This window comes from Lysobacter hankyongensis (assembly GCF_039543145.1).
GTDB lineage: Bacteria > Pseudomonadota > Gammaproteobacteria > Xanthomonadales > Xanthomonadaceae > Lysobacter_I > Lysobacter_I hankyongensis.
In genome coordinates, this window is sequence record NZ_BAABJE010000014.1 from 175,711 (window position 1) to 190,548 (window position 14,838).

16 protein-coding genes are annotated in these 14,838 nt (G+C 67.6%); 4 read left to right on the top strand and 12 right to left on the bottom strand.

Translation table 11 applies throughout. The features are described from left to right. Positions 1 to 26: 26 nt before the first annotated feature. From ABD974_RS12815 to ABD974_RS12835, 5 genes are all read right to left on the bottom strand, one after another. The gene (locus ABD974_RS12815) at positions 27 to 476 is read right to left on the bottom strand and encodes a DUF6973 domain-containing protein (RefSeq protein WP_345303729.1); all 450 of its coding nucleotides are present in this window, start codon (positions 474 to 476) and stop codon (positions 27 to 29) included. Continuing rightward, positions 476 to 1,108 (bottom strand): hypothetical protein, encoded by a 633-nt coding sequence (locus ABD974_RS12820; RefSeq protein WP_345303730.1) that lies wholly within the window; start codon positions 1,106 to 1,108, stop codon positions 476 to 478. The genes ABD974_RS12815 and ABD974_RS12820 overlap by 1 nt, the downstream gene beginning before the upstream one ends. Next, on the bottom strand, positions 1,105 to 2,229 hold the full coding sequence (carA, locus tag ABD974_RS12825) for a glutamine-hydrolyzing carbamoyl-phosphate synthase small subunit (RefSeq protein ID WP_345303731.1): 1,125 nt from the start codon (positions 2,227 to 2,229) through the stop codon (positions 1,105 to 1,107). The genes ABD974_RS12820 and carA overlap by 4 nt, the downstream gene beginning before the upstream one ends. 142 nt (positions 2,230 to 2,371) lie before the next feature. Then, positions 2,372 to 3,043, bottom strand: coding sequence for a 4-hydroxy-tetrahydrodipicolinate reductase (locus ABD974_RS12830; protein WP_425562702.1), 672 nt, complete (start codon positions 3,041 to 3,043; stop codon positions 2,372 to 2,374). Positions 3,044 to 3,150: 107 nt separating this feature from the next. Then, the gene (locus ABD974_RS12835) at positions 3,151 to 4,281 is read right to left on the bottom strand and encodes a prephenate dehydrogenase (protein WP_345303733.1); all 1,131 of its coding nucleotides are present in this window, start codon (positions 4,279 to 4,281) and stop codon (positions 3,151 to 3,153) included. A gap of 151 nt (positions 4,282 to 4,432) precedes the next feature. Between ABD974_RS12835 and ABD974_RS12840 the strand changes: the two genes are divergently transcribed. Beyond that, entirely contained in the window at positions 4,433 to 5,299 is an 867-nt protein-coding gene (locus tag ABD974_RS12840) for a metal-dependent hydrolase (protein ID WP_345303734.1), read from the top strand. Positions 5,300 to 5,380: 81 nt separating this feature from the next. Here ABD974_RS12840 and dnaJ read toward each other — a convergent pair whose 3' ends face one another. From dnaJ to hrcA, 4 genes are all read right to left on the bottom strand, one after another. Then, positions 5,381 to 6,508, bottom strand: a complete 1,128-nt coding sequence (gene dnaJ, locus ABD974_RS12845) for a molecular chaperone DnaJ (RefSeq protein ID WP_345303735.1) — start codon at positions 6,506 to 6,508, stop codon at positions 5,381 to 5,383. 126 nt (positions 6,509 to 6,634) lie between these two features. Continuing rightward, entirely contained in the window at positions 6,635 to 8,560 is a 1,926-nt protein-coding gene (gene dnaK, locus ABD974_RS12850; protein WP_345303736.1) for a molecular chaperone DnaK, read from the bottom strand. A gap of 122 nt (positions 8,561 to 8,682) precedes the next feature. Beyond that, a complete protein-coding gene (gene grpE / locus ABD974_RS12855; protein WP_345303737.1) occupies positions 8,683 to 9,204 on the bottom strand; it encodes a nucleotide exchange factor GrpE in 522 nt (173 codons plus the stop codon). A 213-nt stretch (positions 9,205 to 9,417) separates the two neighbouring features. Further along, positions 9,418 to 10,467, bottom strand: coding sequence for a heat-inducible transcriptional repressor HrcA (gene hrcA / locus ABD974_RS12860; RefSeq protein WP_345303738.1), 1,050 nt, complete (start codon positions 10,465 to 10,467; stop codon positions 9,418 to 9,420). 197 nt (positions 10,468 to 10,664) lie between these two features. Here hrcA and recN point away from each other — a divergent pair, with 197 nt between their 5' ends. Then, positions 10,665 to 12,344 carry a DNA repair protein RecN gene (gene recN, locus ABD974_RS12865; RefSeq protein ID WP_345303739.1) on the top strand — a complete coding sequence of 560 codons (1,680 nt, stop codon included), beginning with the start codon at positions 10,665 to 10,667 and terminating at the stop codon, positions 12,342 to 12,344. Positions 12,345 to 12,487: 143 nt separating this feature from the next. On the opposite strand, the gene fur is transcribed toward recN, so the two are convergent. Then, a complete protein-coding gene (gene fur / locus ABD974_RS12870; RefSeq protein ID WP_345303740.1) occupies positions 12,488 to 12,889 on the bottom strand; it encodes a ferric iron uptake transcriptional regulator in 402 nt (133 codons plus the stop codon). A 143-nt stretch (positions 12,890 to 13,032) separates the two neighbouring features. Here fur and ABD974_RS12875 point away from each other — a divergent pair, with 143 nt between their 5' ends. Next, positions 13,033 to 13,452 (top strand): outer membrane protein assembly factor BamE, encoded by a 420-nt coding sequence (locus ABD974_RS12875; protein WP_345303741.1) that lies wholly within the window; start codon positions 13,033 to 13,035, stop codon positions 13,450 to 13,452. A gap of 32 nt (positions 13,453 to 13,484) precedes the next feature. Here ABD974_RS12875 and ABD974_RS12880 read toward each other — a convergent pair whose 3' ends face one another. Both ABD974_RS12880 and ABD974_RS12885 read right to left on the bottom strand, forming a co-directional pair. Further along, positions 13,485 to 13,751, bottom strand: coding sequence for an RnfH family protein (locus ABD974_RS12880; RefSeq protein WP_345303987.1), 267 nt, complete (start codon positions 13,749 to 13,751; stop codon positions 13,485 to 13,487). Between the two features lie 15 nt (positions 13,752 to 13,766). Continuing rightward, positions 13,767 to 14,198 carry a type II toxin-antitoxin system RatA family toxin gene (locus ABD974_RS12885; RefSeq protein ID WP_345303742.1) on the bottom strand — a complete coding sequence of 144 codons (432 nt, stop codon included), beginning with the start codon at positions 14,196 to 14,198 and terminating at the stop codon, positions 13,767 to 13,769. A gap of 104 nt (positions 14,199 to 14,302) precedes the next feature. On the opposite strand from ABD974_RS12885, the gene smpB reads away from it, so the two are divergent. Beyond that, the gene (gene smpB / locus ABD974_RS12890) at positions 14,303 to 14,830 is read left to right on the top strand and encodes an SsrA-binding protein SmpB (protein ID WP_345303743.1); all 528 of its coding nucleotides are present in this window, start codon (positions 14,303 to 14,305) and stop codon (positions 14,828 to 14,830) included. Positions 14,831 to 14,838: the final 8 nt, after the last annotated feature.

The following is a 14,838-nucleotide window of genomic DNA, read 5'->3' on the forward strand; positions in this document are numbered from 1 at the left end:
GTCTTTCCGTGCATCGGTACGACGCGTCAGTACAACCTGTCCTGCCAGCGTTCGGGCGGCAACCAGGTGATCCTGTCGTCGTCTTCGACCATCGCCCCGCCCGCCTGCACGGCGGCGAGCACGTCGGCCCGCATCTGTGTCCAACTGTCCGCCCGGGCGCCGATGCGCGCGCCGAGGCGGTTGTTGTGCGCATCCATCGCACGCGCGGCATCGCCGCGTCCGCCGTCCTCCATCACGGCCGTCACCCATTCCACCCAGCGCGGCGACCCGGTGTAGGCCACGGTCGCGCTGGCGAGACTGTGCCGGTACGCATCCTTCGGGCCATGACGACCGCCAGGAAGATCGGAGCGCAGCGTGGTCGCATAGACCGTGCCGAGCACGAACGCCGGATAGGCGCCCGCCAGTGCCGCCAGCGCGAGCCACCTGCGGAGACGTCGCAGGCGCCGCGTCCATCGTTCCGGCCCGGTTCCGCGCATCAGCCTTTCGGAAGATCGATGCCGCAGCGCGTCCGTGCTTCCTGCTCGAACTGTTCGAACATCTCCGCCGGCGGCTGCATATCCGGAAACGGTTTGTTCATCACAGCCGCCGCGGGCGTCATCATGAACTGCGCCATCTGCATCTGTTCCTGCTCGCCGATGTCCGCGAAGAACGCCGCCGGATCCGGCGCCACCTGATCCTGGATCTTGGCCTCGACGCCGGCGCGCACGAAGGCGAACAGCTTCCTGCCGGCATCGGTCTCGACGAATTCGGCCCAGGCCAGGAAAATCTCGCGCTCGCCGAGCAGTTCGCGGAAGCTCGACCGCAGCATCGACCGCATCGGCGGACGCAGGACATCGATCATGCATTCCTGCTGCTGCGCGCTCAGCGCCCGCATCTCCGGCACTTTCGCCAGTTCCGTGCGGAGGATGGCCGGGATCGCATCGCCGAGTCCCATCCAACCGACGAACCGGTCGACATCGGCATCGGTCGGCGGCGCCGCGGGTGCCGGCGCTTCGACCGCGACGGATTCACCCGACGCGACATCGGCCGCATTCGCGGAGACGGGCGCCGACAGGGCGAACGCGATCGCACTACCGAAGGCCAGACGGACCAGCAGCGAAAGACTCATGCGGGGTTCTCCATCATCGCCACGAAGCGATCGAACAGCGGCGACACGTCGTGCGGGCCGGGGCTGGCTTCCGGATGGCCCTGGAAACTGAACGCCGGCGCATCGGTCAGGGCGATGCCCTGGTTGCTGCCGTCGAACAGCGAGCGGTGGGTCACGCGCACGTTCGCCGGCAGCGTGGTTTCGTCGACCGCGAAGCCGTGGTTCTGCGAAGTGATCATGACCCGGCCGCTGTCGATGTCGATCACCGGATGGTTCGCGCCGTGATGGCCGAATTTCATCTTCAGCGTCTGCGCGCCGGCGGCAAGGCCGAGCAGTTGATGACCGAGGCAGATGCCGAAGGTCGGAATCTTGCGGTCGATGCATTCGCGGATCGCGGCGATGGCGTAATCGCAGGGTGCGGGATCGCCGGGGCCATTGGAGAGGAACACGCCGTCGGGCCGCATCGCCAGCACATCGGCGACGGGCGTCTGCGCCGGGACCACGGTCACGTCGCAGCCGCGCTCCGCGAGCATGCGCAGGATGTTGCGCTTCACGCCGAAGTCGTAGGCCACGACCCTGAACTTCGGCGTCGCGGACACGAACGCGTTGCGGTCGAGATCGAGCTGGCCTTCGGTCCACGGATAGGCGGCATCGGTGGTGACCACCTTCGCCAGATCCATGCCCTTGAGGCCGGGGAATTTGCGCGCGGCTTCCAGCGCCCTGTCGACATCGATCTCCCCGGCCATCAGCGCGCCGTTCTGGGCGCCGCGATCGCGCAGCAGGCGCGTGAGCTTGCGGGTGTCGATCTCGGAAATCGCGACGATGCCGCGGGCCCGGAGCCATTCCGGCAGCGCGATCCGGCTGCGCCAGTTGCTGGGTCGGCGCGGCACGTTGCGCACGATCAGCCCGGACGCCCAGACCTTGCCGGCCTCGTCGTCGAGGTCGGTGCAACCGGTGTTGCCGATGTGGGGATAGGTCAGGGTGACCAGCTGGCGGGCGTAGGAGGGATCGGTCAGGACTTCCTGGTATCCGGTGATCGCGGTGTTGAACACGACCTCGCCCACGGACAGGCCGGGCGCGCCTACGGATTCGCCCTCGAATACGGTGCCGTCTTCGAGGACAAGGATTGCGGTTTCGGTCACGGAGTTCGCCTTTGCTTGGGCTGCTTCAGGTTGCACAAAGCCCCGGGCGCGGTCTGTCACCGGCCCGTGGCTTCTGATGTGAGGCGAGCCGGAATTCTACCGGCGGCAGGCCGCATCCGCCAGCGAAATCTGCTGCGCTGCGTCAACCGTTGCCGAGCAGATCGCGCAGCCGGTAGCTGCCCGCCGCCCGTCCGGGAAGCGCGGCGGCGGCATGCAGGGCGCCGCGGGCGAAGATGTCGCGGTTGGTCGCGCGGTGGATCAGTTCGATCCGCTCGCCCGGCCCGGCGAACTGGACCAGATGCTCGCCGACGATGTCGCCGGCGCGCAGGCTGGCGTAGCGCGGATCGGCGCCGCCTCGCTGGGCGGCCGCGCCCAGCGCCAGTGCGGTGCCCGACGGCGCATCGAGCTTGCGGGTGTGATGGGCCTCGACGATGTCGCAGTCCCAGGCCTTCAGCGCCGCCGCCGCGCGTTCCACCAGGTCGTCCAGCACGGCCACGCCGAGACTGAAATTCGCCGACCACAGCACCGGAACGAAGCGGGACGCCGCCTGCAATGCGCGCTGCTGCTGCGCGGCGAGGCCGGTGGTTCCGGACACGAAGGCCGCACCGCGCTGCGCGCACAGGGACAGGATGGCTTCGAATGCGGCCGGGAGGCTGAAATCCACCGCGACGTCGAAATCCGGCGCGTTTTCCAGATCCGTCACCGGATGGAAGGGCTGGCCGAGCAGGCCGGCGTCGGCCGTGGTCGGCGCCACCGCCGAGACGACGCGCAGGTCGTCGCGTTCGGCGGCCAACCGCAACAGGGTCTGGCCCATGCGCCCGCTGGCGCCGTGGATGAGGAGACGGAGGGGGGCGTGCTGGGGCTCGGACATGCGTTCAGCGTACCATCCGCGCCGCGCTGCCGAACGGCGCCGGCGACGCGTCAGCCCGCGGGCGCGGGCACGGATTCGAGCACCCGCCCGGTCCCGGTGGCGTCGATCTCCACGGCGGCGGCCGACAATGCCGCAGCGGCCACGTCCGGGCCGAACCCGAAACGGAAATGCACGTCGCCCGACGGCGTGCGCGAGGAATGGATCGAGGACAGGCTGATGCCATGGCGTTCGAACACGTCCAGCAACGCGCGCAGCGAACCGGCACGATCATCGGGCAGATGCACGCTCAGCGACGGCGCTTCGACCAGATCGGCGAGCAGATAGCCCACGCGCTCGAAGGTGTAGTTGCCCTCGGCGAGCGCGCGTCCGTCGAAGGCTGCACGGTTGTCGTGCAGATGGCGGGCGCGGAACGCGGCACGCGCCGCTTCATCGCCCTGCCCCACCAGCGCGCGCAGCGATTGCAGCTCCGCGAGCAGCCGATCCAGCATCTCCGCGGTGTGCGGATTGCCGAACTGGATGTCCTCGTAGATCTGCGGATTCAGCGACAGGATGCGGGTCATCATCGCCACGTCGAGTTCGAACGACGCGGTCCGCAGCGGCAGCAGCGCCGATGGCGGGCCGAGCGTCGAGACATAGCCGCGCAGCACGCCGGCCTGGGCGAGATGGGTGGCGTGCACCATCGCCTGCACCAGCGCCATCGCGCGATCGTGGTGCTCGGGCGAGACCCGCACGCACTCCGCCTGCAGCGCATCGAACAACTGCGTCAGCCAGGGTCGCCAGACATCGAGGCGGGCTTCGCAGATCGCGAGCACGCGGCCCTTGAGCGTCGGCGTCTTCGGCGGCGCGGTCATCGGGTGCAGGCCGACGACTTCAGCCTGCGAGCGCAGCATCGCCGCCAGCGGCGCCTGCTTGATCGACGTGATGTCCAGCCACAGCCGACCGCGTTCGCGTCCTTCCGAGCGCTCGCGCCAGTGATCGATCACCGCCACCGTGTCGCGGATCGGCGCCGAGAAAACGAGGACATCGGCCTGCGCCAGCACCGAGTAGACCGGGTCGGACGCCGACGATACGGGGTCGTATCCAAGCACCCGCAACCCCATCCGTTCCGCGAAAAAACGCCGCAGCCAGCGGCCATAGGCGCCTTCGCTGCCGACAAGTCCGATCACCGGGCGTGGATTCATCCTGCCGTCGCTCCGAAACGTGGGGAAAGTCTCATTTTGACCGCAAATTCAGGCGCCGCAAGCGGCGGGATTGCGCCTGCCCAACGTGCAGACGCCGGCATTGGGAGTACTCTTGGCCCTCGATTTTGGATCGGGGACAGGGGGGTCCCATATGACCAGAGATCTTTTCGCACGTCGTTTCACCGCCAGGTTGCCCGCGGACATTCCCCGCGACTGGTTGCCGTCCTCACCGGCGATCGCCGCATTGCTCAATACCTACACCGTGCTGGTGCCCGCCAACGAAGCCTTCTACATGCGCACGATCAATGCGTGCCTGCCGCGCATCGCCGACCCCGCGCTGCGCGCGACCGCGATCGCCTTCATCCACCAGGAAGCCGAGCACGGGGTCGCCCACAAGCGTTACTGGCGGAATCTCGATCGGCAGGGCTATCGCTTCCGCACCTTCGAGCGCTGGGTGGACAAGCTGACCTTCCGCGCCATCGAGCGGATCGCGCCGCTGTCGCTGCGGGTGTCGATGGTCAGCTGCGTCGAGCACGTGAACGCGTATTTCGCGCACGAGTTCCTTTCTCAGCGCATTCTGGAGGGCGCGCATCCCGAGGTGCGCGCGCTGGTGGAATGGCACTTCGCGGAAGAGATCGAACACAAGCGGGTTTCGTTCGACGTGATGCAGGCGGTCACGCCTTCGTATGCCGTGCGCTTCGCCGGCCTGGCGATGACCCTGCCGCTGTTCTACGGGCTGATGACCTTCGGGATGATGCGCTTCCTGCTGCAGGACAAGCGGTTGTTCCGATGGTCGATCTGGCGCCAGTTCCTGGATCATCTGGGCCCTCGAAACCATATGCTGCTGCGTACGCTGAAACACATGATTGCGTACGCACGCCCGTCGTTCCACCCGTCGCAGCTCGACGATGCCGCGCTGGCGGAGGCCGTGATCGATCGTTATTCCTCGCGGGCGCAGAACTGGCTGGAACCGGCGAATCGCGGCAGAGCCGCGGCAAAGCAACCGCTGGCGGCCTGAGGCTGCCGCTGCGAACGCCGGCGAAAATGTTCAGGATCTTCGCGGGCCGGCATCGGCATGTCGCCGGCGCGGCCAGCCGCCTCAGGACGTCATCCGCGCCCAGAAGCTCTTCACGCCATCGATGAACGTGCTGGACCGCGGCGAATGGCGGCGCGCGTTCTCGCCGGTGAAGGTCGCTTCGAACTGCTGCAGCAGTTCGCGCTGGTGCGAGGTGAGATTGACCGGCGTTTCGACCACGACCCTGCAGTAGAGATCGCCGGTGCTGCGGCTGCGCACCGACTTCACGCCCTTCTCGCGCAGGCGGAACACCTTGCCGGTCTGAGTCTCCGCGGGCACGCGGATTTCGGCCTCGCCGCCCAGGGTCGGCACGCGCACGCTGTCGCCCAGCGCGGCCTGCGAGAACCGGATCGGCACTTCGCAGTGCAGATCGTCGCCGTCGCGCTGGAAAATCTCGTGCTCGCGCACGCGGATCTCGACATAGAGATCGCCCGGCGGTGCACCGGCAGGCCCGGCCTCGCCTTCGCCGGAGAGGCGGATGCGGTCGCCGTTGTCCACGCCCGCGGGGATCTTCACCGACAGGACTTTTTCTTCCTCGACGCGCCCGGCGCCGTGGCAGATCTTGCAGGGATTGCTCAGCTTCTGGCCGCGGCCGCCGCAGGTCGGGCAAGGCTGCTGCATGGAGAAGATGCCGCGCTGGAAACGCACCTGGCCGCGGCCCTGGCAACTGGCGCAGGTTTCGAGCTTGCCGTCTTCCGAACCGCTGCCCTTGCAGGGCTTGCAGCCGACCATGGTCGGCACTTCGATGCGGCGGTCGATGCCGGCGACGGCGTCTTCCAGATCGAGCTCGATCACGTAGCCGATGTCGGCACCGCGTCGCGGCGCGCGCGCGCCGCCGCCTCCGCCGAAAATATTGCCGAAGATGTCGCCGAAGACATCGTTGATGTCGGCGTACCCCTGCCCACCGCCACCGCCGCCCATGCCGTGCTCGAAGGCCGCATGGCCGTGCGCGTCGTAGGCGCGGCGCTTGTTGGCGTCGGACAGCACTTCGTAGGCTTCCTTCGCTTCCTTGAACGCGGCCTCGGCGCTGGCGTCGTCGGGATTGCGGTCCGGATGCAGCTTCATCGCAAGTCGGCGATAGGCCTTTTTCAGCTCTTCGTCGCTGGCGTTGCGGGCCACGCCCAGAACTTCGTAATAGTCGCGTTTGCTCATGGAATCCGGCGGCGATCAGACTGAGGAAGAGATACGGTTCAATCGGAAAAAGCGGTGGCCTTCAACACGGAAACGGGAGATCGCGGCGAACCGCGTCTCCCGTTGCCTGCATCCCGATGGGCGGGATTACTTGTTGTCGTCCTTCACCTCGGTGAACTCGGCGTCGACCACGTCGTCGTTGCGCGACGACGCGGACGGGCCCGCACCGGCGTCGCCGGACGGCTGCTGGCCGGCGTTGGCCGCCCCCATCAGCGACTGCATGACCTCTTCCAGCGCCTTCGACTTGGCCTCGATCTGGCCCTTGTCGTCGCCCTTCATCGCGGTCTCGACTTCGGCGATGGCGCCTTCGGCGCGGCCGATGACTTCGCCCGGCACCTTGTCGCCGTGCTCGGTGATCGCGGTGCGGGTGGCGTGGATCAGGGCATCGGCATGGTTGCGGGCCTGCACGAGCTCATGGAAGCGCTTGTCGTCCTCGCGATGGGCCTCGGCGTCCTGCACCATCCGCTGGATCTCGTCGTCCGACAGGCCCGAACCGGCCTTGATCTCGACCTTCTGTTCCTTGCCGGTCTTCTTGTCCTTCGCCGACACGTGCAGGATGCCGTTGGCGTCGATGTCGAAGGTGACTTCGATCTGCGGTTCGCCGCGACGCGCCGGGTCGATGCCGGCCAGATCGAAGCGCGCCAGCGACTTGTTGTACATCGCCTGCGCACGTTCGCCCTGCAGCACGTGCACGGTCACGGCGGTCTGGTTGTCGGCGGCGGTCGAATAGGTCTGCGTCGCCTTGGTCGGGATGGTGGTGTTCTTCTCGATCACCTTGTTGAACTCGCCGCCCAGCACTTCGATGCCCAGCGACAGCGGGGTCACGTCGAGCAGCAGCACGTCCTTCACGTCGCCGGCCAGCACGCCGCCCTGGATCGCGGCGCCGATGGCGACGGCCTCGTCCGGGTTCACGTCCTTGCGCGGTTCCTTGCCGAAGAACTCGGCCACCGCCGCCTGCACCTTCGGCATGCGGGTCTGGCCACCGACGAGGATCACTTCGCTGATGTCGCTGGCGCGCAGGCCGGCGTCGTTCAGCGCGGTGCGGCAGGGTTCGATCGACTTGCGGATCAGTTCGTCGACCAGCGCTTCGAGCTTGGCACGAGTGAGCTTGATGTTGAGGTGCTTCGGACCGGACGCATCGGCGGTGACGTACGGCAGGTTCACTTCGGTCTGCTGCGAGCTGGACAGCTCGATCTTCGCGCGCTCGGCCGCGTCCTTCAGGCGCTGCAGGGCCAGCGGATCCTTGCGCAGGTCGATGCCCTGGTCCTTCTGGAATTCCTCGACGAGATAGTCGATGACGCGCTTGTCGAAGTCTTCGCCGCCCAGGAAGGTGTCGCCGTTGGTGGCGAGCACTTCGAACTGCTTCTCGCCGTCGACGTTCGCGATCTCGATGATCGACACGTCGAAGGTGCCGCCGCCGAGGTCGTACACGGCGATCTTGCGATCGGCGCCGCCGTCGCCCTTGTCCAGGCCATAGGCCAGCGCGGCCGCGGTCGGCTCGTTGATGATGCGCTTCACTTCCAGACCGGCGATGCGGCCGGCGTCCTTGGTCGCCTGACGCTGGCTGTCGTTGAAGTAGGCCGGCACGGTGATCACCGCTTCGGTCACCGCTTCGCCCAGATAGGCTTCGGCGGTCTTCTTCATTTTCTCGAGCACGCGCGCCGAGATTTCCGGCGGCGCCATCTTGCGGCCGTCGCTGGTTTCGACCCAGGCGTCGCCGTTGCTGTGCTGGATGATGCCGTAGGGCACCAGGTCCAGATCCTTCTTCACTTCGGCGTCGGTGAACTTGCGGCCGATGAGGCGCTTCACCGCGTAGAAGGTGTTCTTGGGATTGGTGACGGCCTGACGCTTGGCGCTGGCGCCGGCCAGCACTTCGCCATCCTTCGTGTAGGCGATGATCGACGGCGTGGTGCGGTCGCCCTCGCTGTTCTCGATGACTTTTGCCTTGCCGCCTTCCATGATCGCGACGCACGAATTGGTCGTGCCCAGATCGATGCCGATGATCTTGCCCATGACGGTGTCCTCTGTAATTCGATATTTGGGGCGGCCGCGCCGCCGATGATCTGTGTGTGGGGTGGTCCGGTGCGCGTTTCAAGCGCCGCGCATCACCGCCACGTGAATGGCGCGAGACGCGCTCAGTCCTGCTTCGCCACCACGACCAGCGCCGGACGTAGCAGACGCTCGTTGAGCAGCCAGCCCTTCTGGAAGGTCTGCGCGACCGCGCCCGGGGCGATGCCCTCGGCGTCGATCATGCTCATCGCCTGATGCTGGTCTGGATTGAAGACATCGCCTGGCGCCGGCGCGACCGCCACCAGGCCGTTGGCCCCGGCGATGCGCTGCAACTGGCGCAGGGTCAGTTCCATGCCGGCGCGCAGCGGGTCGCCCTCGGCCGCGGCGGCGAGCCCCGCTTCCATGCTGTCGAACAGCGGCAGCAGGTCGCCGAGCAGGCGTTCGTTGGCGAATTTGCGCGCCATTTCGACTTCGCGCGCCATGCGCTTGCGCTGGTTTTCCAGATCGGCGCGCTCGCGCAGGCCGTCGGCCCGCAGTTGTTCGAGTTCCGCGCGGAGGCTTTCGATGACGGCTTCCGGGCTGTCCGCGGCGGCCGCGTCGGCGTGCGCGGAAGTGGATTCGTCCTGTTGGCTATGTTCTTGATTCATCTGGCATCCGGTGGCAGGCGGAGGCGGGAGAACCCGCCGACCGCCCTGCAATGGGGCCGGGCGCGGGGGAATCAAGGGGCCCAGGCAGAACCCGGCGCGCGACGCGAACGAGGCCGTGCCCACGGCTGAAGACACTGAAACGATGGCTGTCAGGCTCGGTTCGCTTCCACCACGCCCGCAGGTGCGACCCGGTTGCCGCGTTGCGCCATCGCCTTACCGCGTCTCGTCCGGCCCCAGCGCCTCGCTCAGCACCGACGCCGCCGCCTGCACCACCGGGATGACCCGCTCATAGGCCATGCGGGTCGGGCCGATCACGCCCAGCACGCCCAGGGTACGGCCGCCGGCTCCGTACGGCGCGGTGACCAGCGACACGCTGTCCAGCGGCGCCATGCCGGTTTCCTCGCCGATGAAGATCCGCACGCCCGGCGCGCGCAGGGTGCGTTCCAGCACCTGCAGAATCTCGCGCTTGCTGGCGAAGGCCTCGAACAACTCACGCAGCCGCTCCAGGTTCGACAGGTCCTGCACGCCGATCAGCCGGGTCTGACCGGCCACCAGCATGTCCTCTGCATCGCTGGCGAGCGCCTGGTCGGCCAGTTCCAGCGCCTGGGTCATCAGGGTTTCCATCTCCTGCCGCGCACTGCGCAGTTCGGCCAGCAGCAGCGCGCGGGCCTCGGCCAGTGGGCGGCCAGCGTAGTGCGCGTTGAGATAGTTCGCGATCCGCTCCAGTTCGCCAGGGTCGTAACCGCGCCGGGTCTGCAGGATGCGGTTCTGCACGTCGTTGTCCGCGAAGACCAGAATGGCCAGCACCCGCTGGCCGTCCAGCGGCACGAAGTCGACGTGCTTGAACGCGAACTGCTCGCGTTTCGGAACGCTGACCACACCGACGAAGTGGGTCATCGCCGAGACCAGTTCGGACGCGCTGCCCAGCAGGCTCTGGGTGCCGGCGCCGGCCGAAAGCTCGGTCCGCAGGCGATTCAATTCGATGTCGGCCAGCGGCTGGATCTGCAGCAGGCTGTCGACGAACACCCGGTAGCCCTGCGCGGTCGGCACGCGCCCGGCGGAGGTATGCGGCGCCGACAGCAGGCCCACGTCTTCCAGCTCGGCCAGGATGTTGCGGATCGTGGCCGCGCTGACGTCCAGGCCCGCGTGTCGGGCCAGCGTCTGCGAGCCCACCGGCTCGCCGTCGCGGATGTAGCGCGAGATCAGCGTGCGCAGCAGCAGACGGGCGCGGGGGTCGAGGTTGGCATCGGGGGTACGGCTCATGCTGAGCGGTATAGGCGCAGATGGCGGGAGACGCAAGCGCGCCGATCTCTGTCCGTGAGACGCCCCTTCTTTCGAATAGGGCCGTCGACCCCGGCTTGCGCTTGCCAGGCACCGTCCACGGAATCCCCAACGCGGATGGCGCCTGGTCAAGCCGGCCGGGGTCTGCATGTCGATCTTTTGATGCACAATTCCGCCCCATGCTGACTCATCTGACTCTTCGCGATTTCGCCGTCGTCTCCGCCGCCGAGCTCGAATTCGGCCGCGGCATGACCGTGATTTCCGGCGAAACCGGCGCCGGCAAATCGCTGCTGGTGGACGCGCTGGGCTTCCTCTCCGGGCTGCGCGCCGACAGCGGCATGGTCCGCCATGGCGCCGAACGCGCCGAATTGAGCGCCGAATTCGATCTCGCCGACCGCGCCGAAGCGCTCGAGTGGCTGCGCGAGCAGGACATGCTCGACGACGGCGACGCCAGTGCCGCCTGTCATCTGCGCCGCACCCTGCGCTCGGACGGCGGCTCGCGGGCCTGGATCAACGGCCGACCGGTCACGGTCGCGCAACTGGCCGAACTCGCCGGGCTGCTGGTCGAAATCCACGGCCAGCACGAACACCAGGCGCTGCTGTCGAAGGCCAGCCAGCTCGATCTGCTCGACGCTTTCGGCCGCCATGCCGCACCGCTGGCGGCCGTGCGCGACGCCGCCGCGGCCTGGTCGGCGCTGCAACGCGAACGCGACATCCTCTCCCGCGCCGGCGATGTCTCCGACCGGATCGAACTGCTGGACCACCAGTGGCGCGAACTCGACCGCGAGACCCTGGAGCCGGCATCGATCGTCGATCTCGTGGCCCAGCACCGCCGCCACGCCAACGCCGCCGGACTGATCGACACCTGCGAGCGCGCCTTGACCACGCTGGAAGGCGACGACGCGCCATCGTTGCTGCAGACCCTGCAATCCCTGCGCGGCGATCTGGCCCGCGCCCGCAGCGACGAACCGCGACTGGGCGAAGTGGACGGCATGCTCGACGCCGCTGCGATCCAGATCGACGAAGCCACCCGGCTGCTGCAGCGGATTCGCGACGACCTCGACCTCGACCCCGACCAGTTCGAGGCACTGGAAGAGCGACTCGGACGCCTGCACGAACTGGGCCGCAAACACCGGGTCCTGCCCGAAGCGCTGCTGGACGTCCGCGAACGGCTCGCGACCGAACTGGAATCGCTGCGCAACGCCGGCACGCGGCTGACCACGCTGGACGGCGAGATCGCCCGCGCCGCGGATCGATGGTCGGATGCTGCGGCCGATCTGACCGCCGCCCGCCGGGCAGCCGCCGCGACGCTGTCGCAGGCGGCCAGCGCACTCATCGCCGAGCTCGGCATGGGCGGCGGGCGCTTCGAGATCGCGCTGGAACCGGTCGACGCCGGCCGCCCGGACCCGCAGGGCGCCGAACGGGTCGAATTCCTGGTCTCGGCCAACGCCGGGCAGCCGCCCCGCCCGCTGCGCAAGGTCGCCTCCGGCGGCGAACTGTCGCGGGTTTCGCTGGCGATCGAAGTCGCGGCCCTCGGCCTGGACGCGGTGCCGACGATGGTGTTCGACGAGGTCGACTCCGGCATCGGCGGCGCGGTCGCGGAAATCGTCGGCCAGAAACTGCGCGCCCTCGGCGAAAAGCGCCAGGTGCTGTGCGTGACCCACCAGCCGCAGGTCGCCGCCCAGGGCCACGCCCACTATCGCGTCAGCAAGGCCGAAGCCGCCGGCATGACCCAGAGCGCGGTGCAGAAGCTGGGCCCCAAGGAGCGTCAGGAAGAGCTGGCGCGCATGCTCGGCGGCGTGGAAGTCAGCCGGGAAGCGCGTGCGGCGGCGAAGCGGTTGCTGGACAGCGTTGCGTGATCCCGCGACCGCAGACTGGCGCCGAGCAAGCCCAGCGTCTTCACTCGCGTTGCAATCGGTAGGGCGGACTTCAGTCCGCCGCTTTTGTCGTGGCGATGGGAAACAGCGGACTGCAGTCCGCTCTACATGCGACTCGTACTGCGTCAGGTCTTCTTGCGCACGTACAGCACCAGCGCATGCGCTTCGATCTCGTAGCCGTATTCGGCCGCGATCTTGTGCTGCAGCGCCTCGATCTCGGTGCTCTCGAATTCGATGATCTTGCCGGTGTCGATATCGACCATATGGTCGTGGTGTTCGCCGCGATCCAGTTCGTAGACGGCGTGGCCGCCCTCGAAGTTGTGCTTCAGTACCAGACCTGCGGCCTCGAACTGGGTCAGGACCCGGTAGACCGTGGCCAGACCGATCTCGTCGCCCTCCTCCACCAATTTGCGGTAGATGTCCTCGGCGGTCATGTGTCGCGGACGGGCCTGTTCCAGCAACTCCAGGATCCGCATGCGGGGATGGGTGACTTTCAGGCCGAGTTTGCGGAGGTCTCTGGTTTCCATGAACGTTTCCATGAACGCGTTCCGGTGGGCGGAGGGCGGCATCCAACCCGCGATGAACGGCGGCGTGCAGCGCGACTGCCGGGCTTGCCGGGCGTCAGTGTATCATCGGCGCTCGCGACACCCCTTTCCCAGCCGGCCGCCTCATGCCCACGATCACCCGCCGCTCGTTCCGCGCCCCCCTGCTCCTGCTTGCCGTCGCACTCGTCACCAGCGGCTGCGGCATCTTCTACAAGCAGCCGATCTACCAGGGCAACCTGATCGAAAAGAACGCCGTCGACCAGTTGCAGGCCGGGATGAGCAAACAGGACGTGGTCAGCCTGCTCGGCACCCCCTCGATCACCGACTCCTTCAACGAAAACCGCTGGGATTACACGGCCACACAGCGCATCGACCGCCGCGGCACCACCGAAGTGAAGAATTTCACGGTGTTCTTCGAGAACGGCACGGTCACGAAGTGGGAAGGCGACTACTTCCCGGAACAGGACGACGTCCTCGCCCAGAACGCACGCCGCCAGTTCGGCCCGAACCTGGCCAAGGACGACAAGAAAAAACGCCGGCGTTGAGCCGGCGTTTTTCTTTGCGGAGCCCCGGTCGTCTACTCCCGCGCCGGTTTGCGCGCGCGGCGCCGGCGTGCTTCCTTCGGGTCGATCAGCAGCGGCCGCAGCAGTTCGACCCGATCGCCGTCGCGCAGCGGCTGCGTCGCCTCGACGATCTCCCCGAACACCGCCACGGCCCGCCCGGCATCGAACTCGGTCGGGGGCTCCGCGGCCGCGATAGCATCGGCGACGGTCGCGCCTTCCGGCAGTTCGAGCATCTTCGCCGCATGCCGCCGCGGCCAGGCCCACAGCACCTCCACGCGGATGCGCCCGGCCATGCCTCACTCGTCTCCGCGGTCGGCCACGCGCACGAAGTCGTCCACCATCCGGTCCGCCAGGGTCTGGAACCCGAGCACGAACGCCGGACCCAGCAGCCGGGTCTGGGGTTCGAAATCCAGGGTCAGCGTGACCTTGCAGGCGGACTCGTCCAGCGCATGGAACTGCCAGCGTCCGACGAGTTTCTTGAACGGCCCGTCGCGCAGCACCATGTCGATGTGATGCGGCGGCGCGAGCGTATTCTCGGTGGTGAACCAGGTGCTCAGCCCGCCGAGGCCCAGATCCAGTCGTGCCACCAGCCGGGTCTCGCACGTCTCCAGCACCTGCGCCCGCTCGCACCAGTCGAAACGCCGGGGATAGGCGGCGATGTCGTTGACCAGCGAGAACATCTTGGCGGCGGAATGTTCGACCAGGGCGGAGCGTTGGATGACCGGCATGTGGCGGGACTCGTGGGCGATACGCGGGGTGATGTCGGGAGAGTATCGGTGATGATCGGCCGCACGACTCGCCAGCCCGCCCCGCATCGGGGACAATACGGCGAATGAGCAAGCAGAAAGTCGGAAAGGATAAGGCAAAGGGCGGCGACAAGGCGGGCAAGTCCGCCCCGGCGGTGAAGACCATCGCCTTGAACAAACGGTCGCGGCACGAATACCACCTCGAACAACGCCTGGAGGCCGGTCTCGCCCTGCAGGGCTGGGAACTGAAGGCGATCCGCGCCGGCCGCGCCAACATCGGCGACGGCTACGCCCTGGTCCAGGGCGGCGAACTGTTCCTGATCGGCGCGCAGATCACTCCGCTGATCTCCGCCTCCACCCACGTGATCGCCAACGATCGCCGCACGCGCAAGCTGCTGCTGCATCGCCGCGAGATCGACCAGTGGATCGGCAAGGTCCAGCGCGACGGCTACACCATCGTGCCGACGGCGATGTACTGGAAGGGCAACAAGGTGAAGCTGGAGATCGCGCTCGCGAAGGGCAAGCAGGATCACGACAAGCGCCAGGCCTCCAAAGACCGCGACTGGGCGCGCGAGAAACAGCGCACCATGCGCCGGCACAACAAAGATGCCTGAAGGGCCGG